Genomic DNA, 22,744 nt, shown 5'->3' on the forward strand with positions numbered 1-22,744 from the left:
CCGGCGGTTACGCGATGCCGTCGAAAAGGCTTGTCACCGAGCCGTTTTCGAAAACCTCGCGGATGGTCTGGGCGAGCAGCGGGGCGATCGACAGCACGGTGAGCTTGTCGAAACGCTTCTCCTCGGGGATCGGCAGCGTGTCGGTGACGATCACTTCGTCGGCCTCCGAGTTCGCCAGGCGTTCGGCGGCCGGGTCGGAGAACACGGCGTGGGTGGTGGCGATGATGACGTCTCCGGCGCCGGCTTCCTTGAGCTTGCTGACCGCGCCGACGATGGTGCCGCCGGTGTCGATCATGTCGTCGATCACCACACAGGTTTTGCCCACCACCTCGCCGACCACGCGGTGCGCGACGATCTGGTTGGCGACCATCGGGTCGCGGGTCTTGTGGATGAACGCGACCGGTGCGCCACCGAGGGCATCCGACCACTTCTCCGCCACACGCACCCGGCCGGAATCAGGGGAGACAACCACCAGGTTGTCGATGCCGTATTTGCCGCGCACGTACTCCGAGAGCTGCCCCTGGGCGTGCATGTGGTCGACGGGGCCGTCGAAGAATCCCTGGATCTGGTCGGTGTGCAGGTCCACCGAGATGATGCGGTCGGCGCCGGCGGCCTTCATCAGATCGGCGATGAGGCGGGCCGAGATGGGCTCACGGCCGCGGGCCTTCTTGTCCTGGCGTGCATACGGGTAGAAGGGGAGCACCACGCTGATGCGTTTCGCCGAACCGCGCTTGAGGGCGTCGATCATGATGAGCGACTCCATGACCCACTTGTTCAGCGGCTTCGGGCAGCTCTGGATCACGAATGCGTCCGACCCGCGCACCGACTCCTCGTAGCGGACGAAGATCTCGCCGTTGGCGAAGTCGCGGGCGGTCTGCGGCGTCACCTTGACACCGAGCTCGTCGGCGACGGCCTGCGCGAGGTCGGGGTGTGCGCGCCCCGAGAACAGCATCAGGTTCTTCTGGTTGTCGGTCGTCCAGGTCATTGGAACTCTTCTACTCGATCGGGCCGGGGAGGGCGTCGTGAGACGCCGGGCTGGTCAGACGCCGGGCTGCGTGGGTCGGGGCTCGTCGGCGCCGGCAGCAACCGCCGCGCGCGCCGCCGCGGTGTCCGGACGCTTTCGGACCACCCAACCCTCGATATTCCGTTGTGTTCCCGCCGACACCGCGAGGGCGCCGGGCGGGATGTCTTCCCGCACGACCGTACCTGCCCCGGTATACGCGCCGTCACCGACCTGTACCGGAGCGACGAACATGTTGTCCGATCCGGTCCGGCAGTGCGATCCGATCACCGTTTGGTGTTTGTTCACCCCGTCGTAATTCACGAACACGCTCGACGCGCCGATGTTGGATTCCTCGCCGATCACCGCGTCCCCGACGTAGGTCAGGTGCGGCACCTTGCTGTGATCGCCGATCATCGCGTTCTTGGTTTCCACGAAGGTGCCGATCTTGCCGTGCGCGCCCAGGCGGGTGCCCGGGCGTAGGTAGGCGAAGGGGCCGACGGTGGCGTCGGGGCCGATCACTGCGTCGGAGCCGTGGGTGCGGATCACCGTGGCGCCGCGTCGCACCACCACGTCGGTCAGCGTGGTGTCGGGGCCGATCACCGCGTCCGCACCGATGTGGGTGTGCCCGTGCAGCTGGGTACCCGGGTCGATGTGCACGTCCGCCTCGATCTCGACGTCCACGTCGATCCAGGTGCTCGACGGGTCGACGACGGTGACGCCGGCGAGCTGGTGGCGGCGGATGATGCGGCGGTTGAGTTCGGCGCCGAGGTCGGCGAGCTGGACGCGGTCGTTGCAGCCGGCCACCAGCATCGGGTCGTCGACGGTGAAGGCGCGAACGGCGTGGCCCGCGTCGCGGGCGATCTCGACGACGTCGGTCAGATAGAACTCGCCCTGCGCGTTGTCCGTGGAGAGTTTGTCGAGTGCGGTCCGCAGGGCGGCGGCGTCGAAGGCGTAGACACCCGCGTTGACCTCGGTGATCGGACGCTGGGCCGGGGTCGCGTCCTTCTCTTCGACGATCGCCTGCACCGATCCGTCGTTGGTGCGGATGATCCGGCCGTAGCCGGTCGGTTCGTCGGCGATGAAACTGGTCAGGGTGACCGCGGCACCGCCGTCGGCGATGTGCGTGTCGACGAGTCCGCGCAGCACGGTGACGTCGAGTAGTGGCACGTCGGCGGCGGTCACGATCACGGTGCCGTCGAACGTTGCCGGCAGCGCCGCCAATCCGACCCTGGCGGCGTCGCCGGTGCCGCGCGGGGTGTCCTGCCAGGCGACGGTGTAGGGCAGCTCGAGCACCGACGCCACCTCGTCGATCGCGTCGGAGACCCGCTCACCCTCGTGGCTCACCACGGCGACCACCTCCGACGGCCCGAAGCTCGCGGCGCCGTGCAGTACGTGACCGACGAGCGAACGGCCGGCGATGCGGTGCAGCACTTTCGGCGTCTTGGATTTCATTCGGGTGCCCGCCCCGGCGGCAAGCACGATCACCGCGGTGACCTGATCGGACTGTGTGGCCATGTGCTCTCCCGGTATCTGCGGTGGTATCCGGTTCGTCGGGTGGTGATGCCTCGTAACCTGCGCGGCAATGCGCCCGATCCTACGCAGTGGCCGCCGTCACCGGCCGCGCTGCCCTCCGCGATGGGCACCTGATAGAAACCAAGGTGACTGCCACACATCAGGACGCACCAACGAAGGAAGTTCGATGAGCACCCAGAAGACAGCAATCGTCACCGGATCGGGCCGCGGCATCGGCGCGGCCATCGCCAAGCGGCTCGCCGACGACGGACTGGCCGTGGCCGTCCTCGACATCACCGAAGAGGCTGCCGCCGACACCGCGAAGGCAATCCACGAGTCCGGTGGCAAGGCCATCGCGGTGGGGGCCGACGTGTCCGACGAGGCGTCGGTGAACGCCGCGGTCGACAAGGTCGCCGCGGAACTGGGTGCGCCGACTGTGCTCGTGAACAACGCGGGCATCCTGCGCGACAACCTGCTGTTCAAGATGTCGGTGGACGACTGGAACGCGGTGATGGGAGTGCACCTGCGGGGTGCGTTCCTGATGAGCCGCGCCTGCCAGAAGCACATGGTGGACGCCGGGTGGGGGCGCATCGTGAACCTGTCGTCGACGTCGGCGCTGGGCAACCGGGGGCAGGCGAACTACTCGGCGGCCAAGGCCGGCATGCAGGGCTTCACCAAGACCCTGGCCATCGAACTCGGCAGGTTCGGGGTCACCGCCAATGCGATCGCCCCTGGTTTCATCGAGACCGACATGACCGCGGCCACCGCCGCCCGGGTGGGCGTGCCGTTCGAGGACTTCAAGAAGGCCGCCGCGTCGCAGATCCCGGTGAACCGGACCGGCAGGCCCGAGGACATCGCGCACACCGCGTCGTTCTTCATCAGCGAGGGCGCCGGGTTCGTGTCGGGTCAGGTGGTCTACGTGGCCGGCGGTCCGAAGGACTGAGGTCGGCCTGACTGGCCGTAAACGCGGGTCGAGTTGGTAGACGCGGCGGCTCTACCACCCGCGTTTACCGATTCGACCCGCGTTTACCGTCGGACATCGCTGCGGTCGCCACCCCGGTGCGGTCCGGCCGCCCTGTGGCACAATCGTCTCCGCAGTAGTCCCCCATGGTGTAATCGGCAACACTTCTGATTTTGGTTCAGGCATTCCAGGTTCGAGTCCTGGTGGGGGAGCAAGCAAGCAGAAGCCCGCCGGGACGCGCCGACCACGGAATCGGAACCGCGCCCGATCAGTTCAGAAGTTCCTGCCAGTTCGGCGGAATCCGGTCGGCCGGTGCCGGGATCGGCTGGTCGACCGGATGGCTCGTCGGCGGGGCCAGCTCAGGCCCCTCCGCAAACTGATTCGACGTGTAGTCCCAAAACCAGTCCTCGCCCGGCTCGAAGCTCTGGATGTAGGGGTGGCCGGTGTCGGCGGCGTGATGCGAGGCGTGCTGGGCCGGCGAGCTGTCGCAGCAGCCGATGTGGCCGCACGCGGCACAGCGCCGCAGGTGAAACCACCATCCGGAATCGGAGGCAAGGCATTCGACGCAACCTTGACCGGACGGGGCAACGCTGGGATCGAGCGATTCTTCTGCCATGACCCGACGCTACGCGCGAATCGTATCGGCGTGACGGGTCACAGGCCGTCTACGCCTACCCATCACCGAACGCGGGGTGAAAAGCGACCTCCCCGGACGGTGTCGGCTCGCGCAACGTCAACGCCATGAAGTGGTCGTCGGCCGCCGGGTACCGCAGTGTCGACGAACGCTCGAATCCGAAGCGTCGGTAGTAGTCGGTGTCGCCGACCAATACGCAACCGGCAGCACCGATTTCTTCCAATCGGGCCAGACCGGACCGAACGAGCGCACTTCCGATGCCGCGGCCATGGAAGGTCGGAGTCACCGACAACGGCCCGCCGCCGAACCAACCCAGATCGCGGCCGTCGATGGTCACCGGACTGAACGCGATATGGCCGACCAGATCGTCGCCGACGACGGCCACCATCGAGATCGACAGCGCGCCCGCGTTGCGGAGTGCATCGATGATCGCCGGCTCGCTGCCGTCGGAGTACGGGTTGAGCTCGAACGCCGCTCCCGTCACCTCCCGGATCGCCTCGGCGTCCTCGGGCGACTCGTCGCGGATCAGTAGGCCGTCGGGAGTGTGCACGCATCCGACGATGGCGCTATCGGTCCGGCATTTCAAGCGATTTCTCGGTCTGGGACCAAAACCGCACCCGATGCTGTTCTTCCTGATGACACCGCAGCCAGCGGTGGCCCGGAGAGGAGAATTGATGTCCCACGACTATCGCAAGACCCCCGAGGCGTTGAGCAAGCTCAGCGCCGACCAGTACCGCGTGACCCAGCAGGACGGCACCGAGCCGGCCTTCCGCAACGAGTACTGGGACAACCACGAGCCAGGTATCTACGTCGACGTCGTCTCGGGTGAGCCGCTGTTCGCGTCCACCGACAAGTACGACAGCGGCACCGGCTGGCCCAGCTTCACCCGACCGATCACCGGCGACGCGGTCTCGACCCGCACCGACCGCACGTTGTTCATGTCGCGCACCGAGGTGCGCTCCGCATACGCCGACAGCCACCTCGGGCACGTCTTCACCGACGGCCCGCGCGCCGACGGCGGACTGCGCTACTGCATGAATTCGGCGGCACTGCGGTTCATTCCGGCCGGTGAACTCGAGGAGCAGGGCTACGGGCAGTTCCGCAGCCTGTTCGAGAACACCACCGACACCACCACCGACCACAGCGAGGAGAACGCATCATGACCAGCGGAACCCACGACGACGGACACATCACCCGCACACCGGGCACCGAGACCGCAGTGCTTGCGGGCGGATGCTTCTGGGGCGTCGAGGATCTGATCCGTCGACAGCCCGGCGTCATCTCGACCCGAGTCGGCTACACCGGCGGCTCCAACGATCACGCCACCTACCGCAACCACCCCGGTCACGCGGAGGCGGTGGAGATCGTCTTCGACCCCACCGTCACCACCTACCGCGACATCCTGGCGTTCTTCTTCCAGATCCACGATCCGACGACGAAGAACCGTCAGGGCAACGACATCGGCAGCAGCTACCGCTCGACGATCTTCCCGTTGACCGAAGAGCAGGAGCAGGTCGCGCGGGACACGATCGCCGACGTCGACGCCTCGGGCCTGTGGCCGGGGAACGCGGTGACCACCATCGAGCCGGCCGGCCCGTTCTGGGAGGCCGAGCCCGAGCATCAGGATTACCTGCTGCGCTACCCCAGTGGCTACACCTGCCACTTCCCGCGCCCGAACTGGGTGCTGCCGCGCCGCGACGAGGCAGCCACCCGCTGACCGCGAGAGCTCGGCCCGCGCGCTGACCCCCAGAGCTCTGACCGCGCGCGGGTCGACCGCAAACGCCTGACGGCACACAAAAGGCCCGACCGCTGAATCACTCAGCGGCCGGGCCTTTCTCGTGCGAATCGTCGACGGGTGTCAGTGCACCAGCGCGAGGTTCTCCTCACCCTCGGTGGCCGGGAGTTTGCCGCCGCGGACCACCAGCGCGGTGATCACACTGCCGGCGGCGAACACCGCGGCCGCGACCCAGAAGGCCGTCGTGTAGGAATGCACCGCCGCCAATTGCTGCAACATCATCGGATTCGTCGCCTGCGCGGCGTGACTCGTGACGTACGACGTGGCCGCGCTGGCCGCGATCGTGCTGAGCAGCGCGGTACCCACCGAGCCGCCGACCTGCTGCATCGTGTTCACCGTCGCCGACGCGACTCCGGCGTCCTCGTGCGACACGCCCGACACCGCGCCCTGCATGGCCGGGGCCATCGACATGCCGAGTCCCAGACCCATCACCAGCAGCGCCGGCAGGATGTGCGGGGCGTAGGTGCTGGTCTCGGTGAGCTGGGTGAGCAGCACCATGCCGCCCGCGGCGATCAGCAGCCCACCCGACATCAGCCAGCGCGGACCGAAGCGCGGCAACAGCACCCCGGTGGAGGTGGTGGCCGTGACGATCAGCATGGCGATCATCGGCAGGAATGCCAATCCGGTTCGGATCGGGCTGAACTGGAGGTTCTGCTGCAGGTAGTAGGTGAGGAACAAGAAGATGCCGAACATGCCCACACCGACGATGAACACGGCCAGGTACGACCCGCCGCGGGTGCGGTCCAGGATCACGCGCAGCGGCAGCAGCGCGTGTTCGGTCCGCGACTGCCACCAGACGAACACCGCGAGCAGCACCGCACCCACGGCCAGCCAGGTCAGCGTGGCCCAATCGAGCCAGCCGTTGGTCTCCGCGTTTGAGAAGCCGTAGACGATCGAGAACAGTGCCGTCGAGACGGTGACCACGCCCGGGATATCGAGCTTCGGGCTGGTCTCCGACTTGTGCGGCCCGATCAGCAACACCGCGCCGACCAGCGCGATCGCCGCGATCACCAGGTTGACGTAGAGGCACCAGCGCCAGTCGGCCCACTCGGTCAGCATGCCGCCGAGCAGCAGCCCCAGGGCGCCGCCACCGCCGGCGATGGCGCCGAAGATGCCGAATGCCTTACCGCGTTCGGACGGGTCGGTGAAGGTTGTGGTCAGCAGCGAGAGCGCGGCCGGTGCGAGCAGCGCACCGAAGACGCCCTGACCGGCGCGCGCCGCCACCAGCATCTCGAAGTTCACCGCGGCACCACCGATCGCCGACATCACCGCGAAACCCACCAGCCCGATGATGAACGTGGTCCGCCGGCCGAGGAGATCGGAGAGCCGGCCGCCGAGGAGCAGCAGACTGCCGAAGGCCAGCGAGTAGGCGGTGACGATCCACTGGCGGTCGGCGTCGTCGAAGCCGAGGGACGTTTGGGCGTGCGGCAACGCGATGTTCACGATGGTGGCGTCGAGCACCACCATCAGCTGGGCGAGTCCGAGCACAGCCAGCACCCACCACCGCATGCGGTGATGTCGTGACGCCCGGGACTCGTCATCGGCCGACGAAGCGTCGGTGATGTCGTAAGTTGTGGTCATCAGTCCTCCAGGTCGGAATAGTGGAGACAATCCCTCCGTTTACCAAGAGGACAACGGCAGCTATCCGGAGATGATTCCTCCGGTTGAGAGAATGTGACGATGACCACACAAGCTGGGGGCGCGACCGGAACCAGCAGGCGTCTGCGCGCAGACGCCGAACGCAACCGACTGCGGATCATCGCAGCCGCCCGCAGACTGTTCGCCGAACGCGGCCTCGAGGTCTCCCTCGACGACGTCGCCGACGCCGCCGGAGTGGGCGTGGGCACGGTGTACCGGCGTTTCGCCAACCGCGATCAGCTCATCGTCGGCATCTTCGCGCAGCACCTCGAGGATGTACTCGACGAACTCGACGACGAAGCGCTCGACGATCTCGACCCGTGGTCGACGCTGGTGACCTGCGCGACGACGATATGCACGGCGATCGCAGAAGACCGCGGACTCGCCGCGATCATGATCGAGATCGACCACACCGACCCCCAGATCGAGGCGATCAAATCGCGCCTCACCGAACTCATGCGACGTGTCTTCGACCGCGCGCATGCCGCCGAGGTGATCCGGCCCGACATCGCCGACACCGACTTCTTCGCCATCTTCGCGATGATCTCCGCCGTCGCGGACACCACGCAGGCCACCGCACCGGGCACCTGGCGCCGCTACCTGGAGTTGCTGCTCGACTCGATCCGCTCCGGCGGGGAACGGCTCGCGCTCACCATGCCCCCGCTGACCGAGGCGCAGATCCGTGCCATCCAGCAGTACAAACACGGTCGACGCTGCGGTGGCACCGGATCGTGAGGCCACCTACCTCTGCGGCACCTGCTGCCGGTGGACCTACTTCTGGGGGACGATCAGTTTCTCGCTGATCAGCCAGTCGTAGGCCACCTGCGCCGGGTCCTCGCCGTCGATGTCGACGCGGCCGTTGAGTTCCTGCATCACGTTGTCGGTCAGACGGGACGAGATGGTGCCCAGCAACTCGTTGAGCTGCGGATAGCGGTCCATGATCTCTTTGCGCACCACGGCGGTACCGCTGTAGGGCAGGAAGAACTTCTTGTCGTCGGTGAGCACCACGAGATCGAGGTTCTTGATGCGGCCGTCGGTGGTGTACACCATGCCGAAGTTGCACGGCGAACTCTTGGCCGTCGAGGTGTACACCACGCCGGCGTCCATGCGTGTCACGTTGCCCAGCGGCACCCCGCCGGGCTGGCCGAGCGGAATCCCGTACTTCTCCAGCATCGGCTTGAAACCGTCAGGGCGGGAGAAGAACTCGTCGTCGACACAGAACGTGCGGTCGGCGACGGGCAGCTTCGCGACGTCGGAGAGGGTGGTCACGTTGAGCCGCTTCGCGGTGGGCGTGGACGCCGCGAACGCGTAGGTGTCGTTGAAGTTCGCCGGCGGCAACCACACCAGGTTGTTGTCCTGCAGTTCGACGTCGTGGACCTTCTGCCAGAGTTCCTGCGGATCGGAGATCGTCTCGGTCTCGCCGTGATAGTTCACCCACCCGGTGCCGGTGTACTCCCAGAGGATGTCGGCGTCACCGTTGAGTTGCGCCTGCCGCGACGACGCCGAACCCGGTGCACCGGTCAGGTCGGTGACATCGGCGCCGGCGGCCGCCAGGTACGTCGCGGTGATCTTGCCCAGGATCACCCCCTCGGTGAAGCTCTTCGACGTCACCGTCAGCTTGGCGCCGTCGAGCGGCGTCTGGCCGTCGGGCAGCGACGCCGACTTGAAGGTGCCCGACGAACTGACCAGTCCGCAGCCGACCAGGCCGAGCGCCCCGGCCACCAGCAGCGCGACGAACAGCAGCGCTCTGCGGCGTGCCGAGGTCATGACACCCCCCGCGGTGTGGCGACCAACTCGAAGACCCGACCCAGCCAGTCGATGATCATCGCGAGCAGGGCCACCAGGATGGCACCCGAAATCAGTAGCTTCGGCAGGAACAGCGTGACACCGGTGGTGATCAGGGTGCCCAGGCTGGTGGCCCCGATGAACGTGCTCAGTGTCGCCGTGCCCACCAGGATCACCAGCGCGGTGCGCACCCCGTTGAGGATCACCGGCACCGCGAGCGGCAACTCCACCTGGAACAGGGTGCGGGCCGCGGAGTAGCCGATGCCGCGCGAGGCCTCGATGGTGCGCTGATCGACCTGCCGGAGTCCGATGATGGTGTTCTGCAGGATCGGCAGGATGGCATAGACGACGAGACCGACCACCGCCGTGCGGAATCCGGTGCCCAGCCAGAACGTGAACAGCACCAGCAGACCCACCGCGGGCGCGGCCTGACCGATGTTCGCGATGTTCACCGCGATCGGATTCAGCCAGCGCAGCGAGGGACGTGTCAGCGCGATACCCGCCGGGATCGCGATGACGATCACGATCACCGTTGCCGTCAACGTCAGCTTGATGTGATCGAGAATGGTGGTCTGCAACGTGGCCCAGCCCAGCGAGGCCTGCTCGGTCTCGGTGAACGTGGTGGTGGCGTACCAGGTGAAGTAGCCGACACCGATCACGATGAAGACCAACGGTTCGAACCAGACGTCGATCGGCAGCCGCCGAAGCTGTTTCATGATCCGGCTGACTCGTCGGGGTCGTCGGCGGCGACGATCGGCGTCTCGATGGGGCCGGTGCCCTCGTCGTGACTCTCGTAGCCCGTATCGGGTTCGTCGCTGCGGACCTGCGCCAACTGGCCACGGATGATGTCCATCACCGCACCGATGTTCAGCATGCCCACCACCGCGCCGTGGCCGTCGGTCACCAGGGTGGCGCCCTGACTGGCCGCGAGCATGGTGTCGAGTGCGTCGTTGAGTGTCGAGGACTGCGCCACCACGGGCAGCCGGGCATCGAGGAAATCGGAGATCTCCGGCTTGGTGCCCACCTCGTCGAGCGTGGGCCACGCCCGCGGACGACCTTCGTTGTCCACCACCACGATCCAGGTGTGCCCGGCCGCCCGCGCCCGGCCGATCACCTCGCCGGCGGGTTCGCCCACACGGGCGGTGATCACTTCCTGATGGTCCACGTCGCGCACCCTCGACAGCGTCAGTTGCGCCAGCGTGGCACCCGATCCGATGAACTCCTCGACGAACGGTGTCGCCGGGCTGGCCAGGATCTCGTCCGGCGTCGCGTACTGCTCGATGTGTCCGCCCTCGGACAGGATCAGTACCTTGTCGCCGAGCTTGGTGGCCTCCTCGAAATCGTGCGTGACGACGACGATCGTCTTGCCGAGTTCGTGCTGAATGGCAATGAGGCTGTCCTGCAAGCGGACCCGGGTGATCGGGTCGACCGCGCTGAACGGCTCGTCCATCAGCAGTACCGGTGGGTCGGCGGCCAGCGCGCGTGCCACCCCGACCCGCTGCTCCTGTCCACCCGACATGTCCTTGGGCAGCCGGTCGGCGAAGGTGGCCGCGTCCAGGCCCACCAGGTCGAGCAGGTAGTCGGTGCGCTCGGCGATGCGCTTCTTGTCCCAGCCCAGCACCCGGGGGATGGCGCCGATGTTCTTGGCGACCGACCAGTGTGGGAACAGGCCGCCGGACTGGATGACGTACCCGATGGATTGCCGCAGCTTGTCGGGGTTCTCACGGGTCACGTCGCGGTCGTCGATGAAGATACGGCCCTCGGTGGGTTCGATGAGCCGGTTGATCATCTTCAACGTGGTGGTCTTGCCGCAGCCGGAGGGACCCACGAACGCGACGATGTGTCCCGCGTCGATGTCGAGGTCGAGGTGCTCCACCGCCGGCCGTTCCTGCCCGCGGAACCGTTTGACCACCCCGTCGAGTCGGATGGATGCGCCGGTGACCGTGCGGCCACTGCTGGATTCGCCGGAGGCCGGCGTGTTCGCTACGTCGGTCATTGCAGTCCTTTTGAGATCGTGAGGCGGCCGAGGAGGACGAGCAGGCCGTCGAAGACCAGCGCGATGAGAACGATGAGTATCGTTCCGGTGAGCGCCATCTCGAGGGCGTTGGCACCGCCGAGTCGCGAAAGTCCGTTGAAGATCAGCGATCCCAGCCCGGGACCGAGAACGTAGGCGACGATGGCCGCCACGCCCACGATCATCTGGGTGGACACGCGAATCCCGGTGAGGATCACCGGCCACGCGATGGGCAGTTCCACGGTGAGCAGGATGCGCCAGCGGGAAAGGCCTATGCCGCGGGCGGATTCGACGACGCCGGCGGGTACCGACCGCAGGCCGACGATGGCGTTGCCGATCACCGGCATCGCCGCGAAGAAGGCCAGCATGATGAACGACGGCACCACGCCGAGTCCGAACGGCACGATCAGCAACGCGAGCAGGGCCAACGACGGAATCGTCAGTGCCACACGGCTCGAGGTGAGCGTCAGCGCCGACCCCAGCGGCAACCGGTAGACCGCGGCGGCGACGATGATCGCCACGACAGTGCCGACGAGGACGGTCTGGAACGACAGCGATGCGTGCTGATAGGTCAGGAAAGCCAGGTTTTCAGCGTGTTGCTGAATGTAATCCCACAGTTGCACGCAGTCTCCATGGTGTGGCCGCATCCTACGAACGGTGTCGCATCAACGGCAATGTGTGGACGGCTCGGGCCCGATTTGCACACGGACCTCAAACGACCGTACCCCTATCGATGATCGTCCTGCATGATTTGACTCGACGTGAGGCAAATCCTCCCGGGTACGCCGGGTGGCGGATACCGCACTCCTCGATAGTCTGGGAGCCATGCCAGTGAGTCGCCCGACGGACAAGGCGGAGGTCCATCGCGCCCCCCGCGCGCGGATGACCGGCGCCCAGCGCAGATTGCAGCTGATCGAGGTGGCCCGCGGTCTGTTCGCCGAACGTGGCTTCGAGGGCACCTCGATCGAGGAGATCGCCCAGCGTGCGGGGGTCTCCAAACCCATCGTCTACGAGCATTTCGGCGGCAAGGAAGGCCTGTACGCGGTGGTGGTGGACCGCGAGATGGAAACCCTGCTCGAGATGGTCACGTCGTCGCTGACCAAGAATCGCTCGCTCTACCGCATTCAGCAGGTGGCACTTGCCCTGCTCACCTACATGGAGGAGCGCACCGACGGTTTCCGCATTCTGGTTCGCGGTGAGCGCACCAGCTCCGGCGCCGGCGACACCGCCACGTACGGAAGCCTGCTCAACGACGCGATCAGCCAGGTGGAGCACATCCTCGCCGGCGACTTCGAGCGACGCGGATTCGATCCCAAACTGGCACCGCTGTATGCCCAGGCCCTGGTCGGCATGGTGTCGGTCACCGCGCAATGGTGGCTCGACGTCCGGGAACCGCCCAAGGAGGTGGTGGCCGCGCATCTGGTCAATCTGTGCTGGAACGGCCTCACCCGCCTCGATCCCGACCCGGAACTCGTCGGACCCGACTACGTCGAGCCGCGCGATCGCACCACCGCACCTGGCGAACCGACACACGGTCAATCGGCGGACGGCCAATCGGCGGACGACGACGTGGCAGAATCCGCGGACGACGAGAGCTGAACCGGTTCAGCAGCAGTGCGGCGTGTCCGTACCCACCGCGTCGAGGCGGCACAGGCACGACGCGGTGATCGGGACGTCGGCCAGCGCGGCGGCCAGGGCGAGTTCACGCCCGATGATCGCTGCCTCGCCGCTCTTTCCGAGCCTCGTCAGACATTCGTGATACCCGTGCAGCGCCCACACATTGCGTGGATGCTGCACCGCCCGCGCAAGTGTGTCGTCGTAGCCCAGATCGGCGCGGTAGACCGCTTCGGCCTCCTCGACGCGGCCCTGTTCGAGTAGCAGCGCTCCATAGGCGTGCCGTGTCGGCTGCATCCATCCCCACGGTTCGTCGTAGGGGAGGGTGTCGTCGAGCGTGATCGATCTCCGCAAGTGGGCGAACGCATCGTCGATGCTGCCGCGCCGGTATTCGAGTTCGCCGTCGAGCATTGCCGACGCCACGGCGAGGATGTCCACGCAGGTGTTGTTGAACAGGGTGCGCGAGGTCGGAACCCGGCTCACCGCGGCCGCGAACAGCTCCCGCTCGGCCTGTGCCTCATCCACCCGGCCGGTCGCGGCGTAGGCCACCCCGCGACCGTAGTGGATCATCGCCGTTGTGGTGCAATAGAGTTCGCGGTCGTCGGGCAGGCTCATCGCGATCAGCTCAGGCCACATGCCGAACCGGATGTACACGTGCACCCGGATGCTGAGGAAGCTCTCGATCCAGTCGGCCATCGGGGGAACCTCGACGCGCACGAGGTCGTCGGGAATGGTGGCCTCCAGACGCGCGACGGTGGACAACGCCACTTCCGATTGCCCGAGGAACATGGCCCCGTAGATCGCGAAGTGCAGGTTGTGGCAACGGTAGAGCGTGTAGAAATTCATCGGGCCGGCATACGCGAGGAACCTGTCGTCGGCGTCGATGGCGCGCAGGTTCGATGTGATCACCTGCTGGTAGTCGCCGCACAGCACGTCGAGGTGAGTCGGCATGTGCTGCAGGTGACCGGCATCGGGCACCAGCTCACGCAGGCGATTGGCGACGAGCAGCCCGCTCTCGGGTGCCGCGGACATCTCGACGAGGTGGATGTAGAGGTGCAGCAGACCCGGATGGTCGCGCCCGCCGGGACGTTGGAACGCCGCGTCGAGCACCTCCCGGATCTCCACTGCGTGTGACCCGGGCGCCGGCTCGCCGGTGGTCAGATCCCAGAGCGCCCATGGCGTCAGGTTCATCATCGAATCCGCGAACAGAGCCGCCACCTCGAGATCGTCGGGATACTGCCGGTACACGGCGCGCATCGCGTCGGCGAACCCGACGTTCCACACCGAACAGGTGTCGGCATCACCGGCGGGCCCGGTCGGTTCGGCCGCGGGATAGCGGTGGACCAGGGCTCCGATCAGTGCCTGTTCGACCGGGCTCGCCGACGCGGACAGCTCGCGGGCCCGCAACGCCGCCGAATGTGTGCGCTGCACAGCGGTTTCCAGCTCGACGTCGTCGAAGAACTCCCACGGCTTGTTGTAGTTCGGGCCCATCGCGTAGGCGACACCCCAGTAGGCCATCGCGCACTCCGGGTCGGCCTCGATCGCGCGGTCGAAACAGGCGACCGCCTCCTCGTGGTTGAAGCCGTACGCCCACACCAGGCCGCGGTCGAACCACAGTTGTGCCTGCGGCGAGGAAGTCGTCACCGGCCGCGTGTAGGTACCCAGGTCGAAGTACGTCTCGCTCATGTCCCCATCATGACCCGTCGGGTGCCGCAGCCGATAGGGCTGCGTCGAGTTCGGTGCCGAACCAGTCGGCGTCGGACGCCGAGAACACCATCGGTGGGCGGATCTTGAGGACGTTTCCGTCGCGCCCGCACACCGAGATCAGCACCCGGCGTTCGCGCAGTTCGTTGGTCACCCGCTTGGCCAGGGCGCGGTCGGCCACGCCGTCGGTCCGCAGTTCCACACCGATGTACAGCCCGCGGCCGCGCACCTGGGCGACCGCGTCGTGGCGCGCACCGATCTCGTCGATCATCCGGTGCAAACGCTCGCCGGTGGCCTTGGCGTGTGCGATCAGATCCTCGTCCTCGATGACGTCGAGCACGGCACCCGCGGCGGCCATCGCCGCGGGGCTGCCGGCGAAGGTGTTGAAGTAGGGCACGGTGGTGGCGAACGGTTCGAGTACCGCGCGTGCGGCCGCCATCGCCGCCACCGGATAACCGTTGCCCATGGGCTTTCCGAGCGTCACGATGTCCGGGACCACCGACGACCGCGCGAATCCCCACATACCGTCGCCGGTTCGCCCGAAACCGGGTTGCACCTCGTCGGCGATGAACACCCCACCGGCGTCGTGCACGGCGCGCACCGCCGCCCCCAGAATGCCGGGGTCGACAAAGATGCCGTCCGACGAGAACAGGGTGTCGACGATGAGGCAGGAGATGCCGTACCCCGACTCGCGGAGATCGGCGATCGCGGCGCGAACGTTCGCGGCGAAGACATCACTGGCATCCGGCGTCGTCGTGGGGGCGGGTACCGTCCGCACGTGATCGCCGAGGCCCACACCGCTTCCCAGCGAGGGCGAGATCATGCTGACCGCAGCCGAATTGCCGTGATAGGCGTCCTCGGTGACGATCACCCCCCGGTTGCCGGTGAAGGTGTCTGCCACCCGCAGCGCCAGGTCGTTGGCCTCCGAACCGGTACAGGCGTACATGATCTGATCGACGGGAAGCGTCGCGAGCAATCGTGCGGAGTAGTCGACAAGGCCCTCGTGCAGGTAGCGGGTATGCGTGTTGAGTTCGCCGAGTTGGGCGGCCACCCGCTCGGTGACATACGGGTGGGCGTGACCGACGCAGGCCACGTTGTTGTAGGCGTCGAGATAGCGGTTGCCCTCGGCGTCGAACAGGTGGCTGCCCCTGCCCCGCACCAGGTGTACCGGGCGGTCGTAGAACAGCCGATAGGCCGGGCCCAGCATCTGTTGCCTGCCCGCCACGAGGGCGGCAGCCATGGGATCCACCACTCCGGTGCCATCAAAGATATTGGAATCCATGATGTTCGAGAATCCCACGGCTGCCTTCTCCTCGATTATCGGTACTCGCTGATTATCGGTACTCGCTGATTGTCGGTACTCGCCGTGCTGTGGGTACTAGCGTTCGTGCGAGTCCTCGAGAACGATCCGCCCGAGGTGCACATAGCGGCCCGGCGACTTGTACTTGAGGACGAGCGCGACGACGACACCGGCGATACCCACCGTTCCGACGATCCACGGGATCGCCGCGAACACCACGTCGGTGGCCGCCGTGCCGGCGGCGAACTGCGCGTTCTTGGCGAGCAGGTAGATCACGTACAGCATGCCGAGTCCGCCGAGCAGTGGGGCCAGGAAGGTCTTGAACCAGTGCGCGGTTTCCGGATGCCGTTTGAGCACATGGAAATACGCGATCACCGAGAACGCCGCGATCGCCTGCACGATCAGGATCGCCGTGGTGCCCAGCAGCGCCATGAGTCCGTACAGCCCGGTGTAGGGATCGCGGTGGGTCACCGCGAAGAACACCACGATCAGGGTCGCCACCGTGGTCTGGGCGAATCCGGCGATGTAGGGCGATCCGTACTTGGGGTGTGAGGCGCCGAGAGTCTTGGCGGTGCCGGGGATCACGTCCTCGCGCCCGATCGCGTAGATGTAGCGCGCAGCGCAGTTGTGAAAGGCCATGCCGCAGGCGAAGGAGCCGGTCATCAGCAGAATCCGGAACATGTCGACGGCCCAGGTGCCCAGATGCTGCGACACCGGATTGAAGAAGATGTCGCCGGCGGTCGACGAATCCTGGGCCAGCGCAATCGAATTCTGCGGACCCGTACCGACGATGGCCAGCCACGAGATGAACACGTAGAACACGCCGATCCCGACGACGGAGCCGACCACCGCGATCGGGATGATCTTCTTGGGGTTCTTCGACTCCTCCCCGTACATCGCGCTCGATTCGAATCCGACCCACGACCAGAAGGCGAAGAACAGCCCGACGCCCGCGGACCCGGCCACCGCGATCGTGCTCCCATCCATGCCGACCACCGAACCCGACAGGCTGTGAAAACCGTTGATCGGGTTCAGCGATCCCCACGACCACCCCTGCGGGCCGCCGCCGCTGAACAGCACCGACAGCGCCATCAGGGTCAGCATCAGGATCTCGGTGATGAGGAAGACGCCCAACACCTTTGCGGCCAGATTGATGTCGAAGTAGGTGAGTACGGCGTTCACCGCGAGCATGCCGAGTGCCAGGATGATCCACGGGATCTGGACGTTGAAGAACGACTTCAACAGGTCCTCGCCGAAGAAGGAGAAGATCCCGACCAGCGAGGCCTCGAACACCATGTAGGCCAGCGCGGTGAGGAATCCGGCGCCCAGGCCCACCACTCTGCCCATCCCGTGCGAGATGTAACCGTAGAAGGCTCCGGTGGCGGTGATGTGCTTCGACATCGACGCGTAGCCGATGGCGAACAGGGTGAGCACGATGGTGGCCACCATGTAGCCGGCGGGGGCGTAGGCGCCGTTGCCGAAGCCCACCGAGATGGGCACGTTGCCCACCATCGCGGTGATGGGCGCGGCGGTGGCGACGGCCATGAACAGCACGCCGACCAGACCGACCGCGTTGGGTTTGAGTCGTTGCACCCCGGGCGGGGCGGTCGCAGCAGGAGATTTCACCAGGTCACTCATCAGTACCTCACAGGAATGTTTTTGGTCTGGTCCGCACCGCTGGGGACGAGAGAGCACACCGAATGGTCGAGACCGACCGTTGGGTGGAGATCATTGTGAGCTGCGTTGAACATACACGTCAACCAGCACAAAGTGCGCAAACCGCCCATTGACGTTTCGGCGTGGTTACGTGCGGGTCGGCCACGTAAAACCTTCGCTATTTGGTCTGCTCCCGTTGCCAGACGACGGTGTGCACGGGACGCTACGTACAACCAGAGGAGGAGTGATGGACCCCGATCCCTACCGTCGCTTCGCTCGAGCGGCCGCACCCGCGTACGGCTTCGGTGACGCCACGATCACGCTGCTGTCGATCAGCGAGAACGCCACGTTCCTGCTCACCGAGGGCGATCGTCGTCTCGTGCTGCGTATCCACCGCGACGGCTATCATCCGTTGCCCGCGATCCGGTCGGAGCTCGCCTGGATCGACGACCTCAGAAGGGTCGACGCCGTGCGGACGCCGTCCCTGGTCCCGGCCACCACCGGTGAATCGGTGACGTCCGTGACCTCGTGTGGCGCCACCCGATTCGTCTCGGCGTTCGAGTTCATCGACGGTGTGATCGCCGAAGAACGACCCACCGACATCGGCTACGACGACCTCGGCGAGATCACCGCCCGCCTGCACGCGCACGCGTGTGGGTGGGATCGGCCGGAATGGTTCGAACGATTCCGGTGGGATGCCGACACCATGCTCGGACCACAGGCGCGCTGGGGCGATTGGCGATCCGCTCCGAACATGAACCGTTCTCTGCGCGAACGCATCACGCCGGCCGCCGAGCAGGCGGTCGCCGCGCTGCACCGCTACGGGACGGCCCCCGACCGGTTCGGCCTTGTGCACGCCGACCTCAGGCTGGCCAACCTGATGGTCGGGTCCGACACCGTCGACACGATCACCGTGATCGACTTCGACGACTGCGGATGGAGTTGGTTTCTCGCCGACCTCGGCTCGGTGGTGTCGTGGATGGAGGACTCCGCCGAGGTGGACTCCATCATCGCCGCCTGGCTGGACGGCTACCGGCGTGTCCGCGATCTCGGCGAGGAGCACAGGGCCATGATCCCCACTTTCGTGATGGTTCGCCGCCTCATGCTGACCGCGTGGATCGGGACCCACCCCGAGGCCGAGATCGCGCAACAGGTCAGCGGTCACTTCGCCTCGGGCACCGCCGAACTGGCTGATCGGTACCTGCACGATCCGGCGTGGCTCGCCGATGCCTGCGGCATGACGCCCGCCCCGAGCCGCACCACCTGACACCGGGTATGTGACCGCAAACACCGAGGCAAAGGAGTATCGATGTTCACGCTCGACGGCCGTTCGGTCCTCGTCACCGGGGGCAGCAAGGGAATCGGGAAAGGGATCGCCGGGGTGTTCGCCGCGGCAGGTGCGGACGTGGCCATCGCCGCACGTTCGACGGCCCAGCTCGACGCCGTCGTCGACGAACTGTCCGCTGCGGGAACCGGATCGGTGATCGGGGTGAGCGCCGACGTGTCCGACCCGAAATCGTGCCGCACCATGGTGGCGCAGACGGTGGATGCGTTCGGCGGGCTGGATGTGTTGTGCGCCAACGCAGGCATCTTCCCGGAGGCGTCGCTGGACGCGATGACCCCCGATGACCTCGCGGAGATCCTCGACGTGAACGTCAAGGGCACCATCTACTCGGTGCAGGCCGCGATCGAGGCCCTGACGCGATCGTCGTGCGGACGCGTGATCCTGACCTCCTCGATCACCGGCCCGATCACCGGATTCCCCGGCTGGTCGCACTACGGCGCGTCGAAGGCGGCCCAACTGGGTTTCATGCGTTCGGCGGCAATCGAACTGGCGCCCAAGGGAATCACGGTCAACGCGATCATGCCCGGCAACATCCTCACCGAGGGGCTCGCCGAGATGGGCGAGGAGTACATCAACTCGATGACCAGCGCCATCCCGGCCGGGACACTCGGCGATCCCCGCGACATCGGACATCTCGCGGCGTTCCTCGCCTCCGCGGAGGCGTCCTACATCACCGGTCAGGCGATCGCCGTCGACGGCGGACAGACGTTGCCCGAGTCACCGGACGCGGTTCGTCCCGTATCCTGAGCCCCGCGAGGGCCGACGGAGGTGCGCGATGGCGGAGACAGACGGTGGTCCGGTCGCCGAGGACGTTCGGCGACGCATCCTGGCGATGCTGGCCGCCGGACGACTGCGGCCCGGGTCTCGCCTCGGCTCCGAACGCGAGATGGCCGAGACCTTCGCGGTATCTCGTGCCACCCTGCGCAGCGCGCTGCTGCCGCTGAGTCGAGCGGGCATCATCGAACGTCGTGCCGGCCGGGCGGGCGGCACGTTCATCCGCTCGGACGTGGTCGAACGCAATGCGGCCGAACTGCTTCCGCTGCCGCGACGGCTCCAGTCCGGTGGACACACGAGTTCGTCGACGGTGCTGGGGACCGAACGGCGCCCGGCCACCGAGGACGAAGCCGCCGCGTTGGAGGTGTCGGCCGATTCGGAGGTGATCGTGGTGCGGCGACTGCGGTTCGCCGACGCCCACCCGCTGTCGGTGGAACGCGCGTGCTTCGTGGCCGACGACGCACCGGACCTACTCGAACAACCACTCGGCGGGTCGCTCTACGAGTTGCTACGGGTGCGGTACGGATTCGTGGTGGCCTCTGCCGCAGAAACATTCGAGGTGGTGCTGGCCAACCCGCGGGAGGCGGGATGGCTGCACATCCCCGTGCGTAGCCCGCTGGTGTCGGTGACCCGGGTGACCCGCGATCGTGGCGGTGTGCCGTTCGAATACGGCGTCGACGTGTTTCGCGCCGACCGGATTCGCATCGTGGCCACCACGTCGGCCACCGCGGTCGACGAGGAACTCACCGACGACGGCCGGGTGGTCCGGATCGTCCATCCCTGACCGTCGCATGCCCCCGGACCGTCGGCGCGGTCAGACCACGCTCAGTGCGTCGTCGAGGATCGCAAGTGCCTGCTTGGTCTCCGCGGCCGACACCGTGCACGGCGGGGTGAGGTGGAAACGGTTCATGTTCTGGAACAACAGGAGTCCGTTGCGCTGAGCCCGGTCGGCGATCGCCTTCATCGCCGCCGAACTGCCTCCGTAGGGTGCCAGCGGTTCACGGGTCGCACGGTCGGCGACGAGTTCCACCGCCCAGAACACCCCGAGCCCGCGGACGTCTCCGATCACCTCGTGTCGCGCGGCGAGTTCATCCAGGCCCGGCCCGAGCACCTCGGCGCCGATGCGTGCGGCGTTCTCCACGATGGCCTCGTCACGCATGGTCTCGATGGTGGCCACCGCGGCCGCGCAGGCGAGCGGGTGGCCGGAGTAGGTGAGGCCGCCGGGGTAGGGGCGGGTGGCGAACGCGTCGGCGATCGGCTCGGAGATGATGACGCCGCCGAGCGGCACGTATCCGGAGTTCACTCCCTTGGCGAACGTGATGAGATCGGGCACGGCGTCGAAATGGTCGAGCGCCAACCACTTTCCGGTGCGGCCGAATCCCGCCATCACCTCGTCGAGGATCATCACGATGCCGTGCCGGTCGCACAGCCGTCGCACACCGGCCAGATATCCGGGTGGCGGCGGCATGATCCCGGCCGTGCCGGGCACCGACTCGAGGATGATCGCGGCAAACGAGTCGGGTCCCTCGAAGTCGATCAGATCCGACAGGTGCGCGAGCGCGCGAGCGCATTCCTCCTCTTCGGTGGTGGCGTGAAAAGCGCTGCGGTAGAGAAAAGGTCCGAAGAAGTGGACGGAGCCCGCCGAGCCGTAGTCGTTGGGCCAGCGGCGTGGATCCCCGGTCAGGTTGATCGCCTGCTGGGTGCCGCCGTGGTAGCCGCGGAACGCCGACAGCGTCTTGTAGCGTCCGGTGGTCAGCCGCGCCATGCGGATCGCGTGTTCCACCGCGTCGGCGCCACCATTGGTGAAGAACACCTTGGTGAACCCTTCCGGGGCGATGTCGACGATCAGTTCGGCGGCCCGCGCGCGGGCGGCGTTGGCATGGGCGGGCGCCACCGTGCACAGGGTGGACGCCTGCTCGGCGATCGCGGCCACCACCCGCGGATGATTGTGGCCGATGTTGGTGAAGACCAGCTGGGACGAGAAGTCCAGCAACCGGTTTCCGTCGCCGTCGATCACGTGGCAGCCGTCGGCGCCGGTGATCACCAGGGGGTCGATCGTCGCCTGCGCCGACCAGGAGTGGAAGACGTGAGCCCTCTCGGTGGCGTAGATCTGGGCGGCGTCGGGATTGTGCGGTGCGGGCATGCCTCCATCGTCGCAGCAATCGGTCCCGCGTGCGTGGTCGTTCAGGCGAGTATCAGGCTGCGCTTGGCCAGACCCATCCAGAAGCCGTCGATCACCTGATCTCCGGGGCGTTGCGGATCGTCGCCGGCGCCGAGCGCGACGAACAGCGGCGCGAAGTGTCCGATCGTCGGATGCGCGTACGGCATTCCCGGTGCGCGGTGCCGGAAGTCGATGAGCGACTCCACATCTCCCGCGGCGAATCGCTCGTGCGCCCAGGCGTCGAACTCCTTCGACCAGGTGGGCGGGGTGGCCTCGGGCCGGGGGTCGGTGAGATAGGGCAGGCCGTGGGTGGTGAACCCCGATCCGATGATCAGCACACCTTCGTCGCGCAGCGGGGCGAGGCGGCGACCCAGGTCGAGCAGACGTGCCGGATCGAGTGTGGGCAGAGAGATCTGCAGCACCGGGATGTCGGCGTCGGGATACATGACGGTGAGCGGCACGTAGGCGCCGTGATCGAGTCGCCGGTGTGCGTCGTGGGCGATCGGTTCGCCGTCGGGCATCATCGACGCGACCCGCGAGGCGAGGTCGGCGGCGCCGGGCGACCAGTAGGTGGTGCGGTAGAAGCGTTCGGGGAATCCCCAGAAATCGTAGGTCAGCGGTGTGTCCGGATCGGTGGAGCCGATGGTCAGCGGTGCCGCCTCCCAATGCGCGGAGACCACCAGGATCGCCGTCGGACGGTCCAGGCTCGCCGACAGGTCGGTGAGCTGCTGCACCCACCGTGCACTGTCGACCAGCGGGGGAGCGCCGTGGCTGAGGAACAGGGGCGGCATACGGGCGGGATCGGGCTGCGACATGCACCAATGATACCAAATCGGACCACGGTCCGG

Annotated in this window: 22 protein-coding genes and 1 tRNA gene; 9 read left to right on the forward strand and 14 right to left on the reverse strand. The window is 66.8% G+C overall.

Going from position 1 to position 22,744, the window contains the following annotated elements; all coding sequences use genetic code 11:
• Nucleotides 1-7: 7 nt before the first annotated feature.
• Both ACWDSI_RS01730 and glmU read right to left on the reverse strand, forming a co-directional pair.
• Entirely contained in the window at nucleotides 8-985 is a 978-nt protein-coding gene (locus ACWDSI_RS01730) for a ribose-phosphate diphosphokinase (protein WP_449745495.1), read from the reverse strand.
• Nucleotides 986-1,039: 54 nt separating this feature from the next.
• Nucleotides 1,040-2,518, reverse strand: coding sequence for a bifunctional UDP-N-acetylglucosamine diphosphorylase/glucosamine-1-phosphate N-acetyltransferase GlmU (gene glmU / locus ACWDSI_RS01735; protein ID WP_449745494.1), 1,479 nt, complete (start codon nucleotides 2,516-2,518; stop codon nucleotides 1,040-1,042).
• 184 nt (nucleotides 2,519-2,702) lie between these two features.
• On the opposite strand from glmU, the gene fabG (ACWDSI_RS01740) reads away from it, so the two are divergent.
• A complete protein-coding gene (fabG, locus tag ACWDSI_RS01740; RefSeq protein ID WP_449745493.1) occupies nucleotides 2,703-3,458 on the forward strand; it encodes a 3-oxoacyl-ACP reductase FabG in 756 nt (251 codons plus the stop codon).
• Between the two features lie 158 nt (nucleotides 3,459-3,616).
• Nucleotides 3,617-3,688: transfer RNA gene (locus tag ACWDSI_RS01745), tRNA-Gln, on the forward strand.
• 56 nt (nucleotides 3,689-3,744) lie between these two features.
• On the opposite strand, the gene ACWDSI_RS01750 is transcribed toward ACWDSI_RS01745, so the two are convergent.
• Nucleotides 3,745-4,092, reverse strand: a complete 348-nt coding sequence (locus tag ACWDSI_RS01750; RefSeq protein WP_449755478.1) for a UBP-type zinc finger domain-containing protein — start codon at nucleotides 4,090-4,092, stop codon at nucleotides 3,745-3,747.
• Between the two features lie 55 nt (nucleotides 4,093-4,147).
• Nucleotides 4,148-4,660, reverse strand: coding sequence for a GNAT family N-acetyltransferase (locus ACWDSI_RS01755; RefSeq protein WP_449755479.1), 513 nt, complete (start codon nucleotides 4,658-4,660; stop codon nucleotides 4,148-4,150).
• A gap of 124 nt (nucleotides 4,661-4,784) precedes the next feature.
• Between ACWDSI_RS01755 and msrB the strand changes: the two genes are divergently transcribed.
• On the forward strand, nucleotides 4,785-5,273 hold the full coding sequence (gene msrB, locus ACWDSI_RS01760) for a peptide-methionine (R)-S-oxide reductase MsrB (protein ID WP_449748594.1): 489 nt from the start codon (nucleotides 4,785-4,787) through the stop codon (nucleotides 5,271-5,273).
• Nucleotides 5,270-5,827 (forward strand): peptide-methionine (S)-S-oxide reductase MsrA, encoded by a 558-nt coding sequence (msrA, locus tag ACWDSI_RS01765; protein WP_449748593.1) that lies wholly within the window; start codon nucleotides 5,270-5,272, stop codon nucleotides 5,825-5,827. Before msrB ends, msrA begins: the two co-directional genes overlap by 4 nt.
• Nucleotides 5,828-5,968: 141 nt before the next feature.
• Here msrA and ACWDSI_RS01770 read toward each other — a convergent pair whose 3' ends face one another.
• The gene (locus ACWDSI_RS01770) at nucleotides 5,969-7,486 is read right to left on the reverse strand and encodes a DHA2 family efflux MFS transporter permease subunit (RefSeq protein ID WP_449748592.1); all 1,518 of its coding nucleotides are present in this window, start codon (nucleotides 7,484-7,486) and stop codon (nucleotides 5,969-5,971) included.
• Nucleotides 7,487-7,585: 99 nt separating this feature from the next.
• Here ACWDSI_RS01770 and ACWDSI_RS01775 point away from each other — a divergent pair, with 99 nt between their 5' ends.
• Nucleotides 7,586-8,278, forward strand: coding sequence for a TetR/AcrR family transcriptional regulator (locus tag ACWDSI_RS01775; RefSeq protein WP_449755480.1), 693 nt, complete (start codon nucleotides 7,586-7,588; stop codon nucleotides 8,276-8,278).
• A gap of 36 nt (nucleotides 8,279-8,314) precedes the next feature.
• On the opposite strand, the gene ACWDSI_RS01780 is transcribed toward ACWDSI_RS01775, so the two are convergent.
• From ACWDSI_RS01780 to ACWDSI_RS01795, 4 genes are read right to left on the reverse strand one after another with little or no spacing between them, the layout of a single operon-like run.
• Nucleotides 8,315-9,310, reverse strand: coding sequence for a glycine betaine ABC transporter substrate-binding protein (locus tag ACWDSI_RS01780; protein ID WP_449755481.1), 996 nt, complete (start codon nucleotides 9,308-9,310; stop codon nucleotides 8,315-8,317).
• Nucleotides 9,307-10,044, reverse strand: a complete 738-nt coding sequence (locus ACWDSI_RS01785) for an ABC transporter permease (protein WP_449748589.1) — start codon at nucleotides 10,042-10,044, stop codon at nucleotides 9,307-9,309. Before ACWDSI_RS01785 ends, ACWDSI_RS01780 begins: the two co-directional genes overlap by 4 nt.
• A complete protein-coding gene (locus ACWDSI_RS01790; protein ID WP_449748588.1) occupies nucleotides 10,041-11,324 on the reverse strand; it encodes an ABC transporter ATP-binding protein in 1,284 nt (427 codons plus the stop codon). Before ACWDSI_RS01790 ends, ACWDSI_RS01785 begins: the two co-directional genes overlap by 4 nt.
• Nucleotides 11,321-11,965 carry an ABC transporter permease gene (locus ACWDSI_RS01795; protein ID WP_449755482.1) on the reverse strand — a complete coding sequence of 215 codons (645 nt, stop codon included), beginning with the start codon at nucleotides 11,963-11,965 and terminating at the stop codon, nucleotides 11,321-11,323. Before ACWDSI_RS01795 ends, ACWDSI_RS01790 begins: the two co-directional genes overlap by 4 nt.
• A 202-nt stretch (nucleotides 11,966-12,167) precedes the next feature.
• Here ACWDSI_RS01795 and ACWDSI_RS01800 point away from each other — a divergent pair, with 202 nt between their 5' ends.
• Nucleotides 12,168-12,941: a TetR family transcriptional regulator gene (locus ACWDSI_RS01800; protein ID WP_449748586.1), complete on the forward strand. Its 774-nt coding sequence runs from the start codon at nucleotides 12,168-12,170 to the stop codon at nucleotides 12,939-12,941.
• A 6-nt stretch (nucleotides 12,942-12,947) separates the two neighbouring features.
• Here ACWDSI_RS01800 and ACWDSI_RS01805 read toward each other — a convergent pair whose 3' ends face one another.
• The 3 genes from ACWDSI_RS01805 to ACWDSI_RS01815 form a co-directional block, all read right to left on the reverse strand.
• Nucleotides 12,948-14,642 carry a hypothetical protein gene (locus ACWDSI_RS01805; protein WP_449748585.1) on the reverse strand — a complete coding sequence of 565 codons (1,695 nt, stop codon included), beginning with the start codon at nucleotides 14,640-14,642 and terminating at the stop codon, nucleotides 12,948-12,950.
• 7 nt (nucleotides 14,643-14,649) lie between these two features.
• Nucleotides 14,650-15,960, reverse strand: coding sequence for an aspartate aminotransferase family protein (locus ACWDSI_RS01810; protein WP_449748584.1), 1,311 nt, complete (start codon nucleotides 15,958-15,960; stop codon nucleotides 14,650-14,652).
• Between the two features lie 78 nt (nucleotides 15,961-16,038).
• A complete protein-coding gene (locus tag ACWDSI_RS01815) occupies nucleotides 16,039-17,598 on the reverse strand; it encodes an APC family permease (protein WP_449748583.1) in 1,560 nt (519 codons plus the stop codon).
• A gap of 265 nt (nucleotides 17,599-17,863) precedes the next feature.
• Here ACWDSI_RS01815 and ACWDSI_RS01820 point away from each other — a divergent pair, with 265 nt between their 5' ends.
• Genes ACWDSI_RS01820 through ACWDSI_RS01830 form a run of 3 tightly spaced genes read left to right on the forward strand, consistent with a single transcriptional unit; the run spans nucleotide 17,864 to nucleotide 20,519 of the window.
• Nucleotides 17,864-18,883, forward strand: coding sequence for a phosphotransferase enzyme family protein (locus ACWDSI_RS01820; protein WP_449748582.1), 1,020 nt, complete (start codon nucleotides 17,864-17,866; stop codon nucleotides 18,881-18,883).
• Between the two features lie 42 nt (nucleotides 18,884-18,925).
• Entirely contained in the window at nucleotides 18,926-19,708 is a 783-nt protein-coding gene (gene fabG, locus ACWDSI_RS01825; protein ID WP_449748581.1) for a 3-oxoacyl-ACP reductase FabG, read from the forward strand.
• A gap of 28 nt (nucleotides 19,709-19,736) precedes the next feature.
• Nucleotides 19,737-20,519 carry a GntR family transcriptional regulator gene (locus tag ACWDSI_RS01830; RefSeq protein WP_449748580.1) on the forward strand — a complete coding sequence of 261 codons (783 nt, stop codon included), beginning with the start codon at nucleotides 19,737-19,739 and terminating at the stop codon, nucleotides 20,517-20,519.
• 30 nt (nucleotides 20,520-20,549) lie between these two features.
• Here ACWDSI_RS01830 and ACWDSI_RS01835 read toward each other — a convergent pair whose 3' ends face one another.
• Nucleotides 20,550-21,878 (reverse strand): aminotransferase class III-fold pyridoxal phosphate-dependent enzyme, encoded by a 1,329-nt coding sequence (locus ACWDSI_RS01835; protein WP_449748579.1) that lies wholly within the window; start codon nucleotides 21,876-21,878, stop codon nucleotides 20,550-20,552.
• 41 nt (nucleotides 21,879-21,919) lie between these two features.
• The gene (locus ACWDSI_RS01840; protein WP_449748578.1) at nucleotides 21,920-22,711 is read right to left on the reverse strand and encodes a dioxygenase family protein; all 792 of its coding nucleotides are present in this window, start codon (nucleotides 22,709-22,711) and stop codon (nucleotides 21,920-21,922) included.
• Nucleotides 22,712-22,744 lie beyond the last annotated feature (33 nt).

It is taken from the genome of Gordonia sp. NPDC003429 (assembly GCF_053588575.1).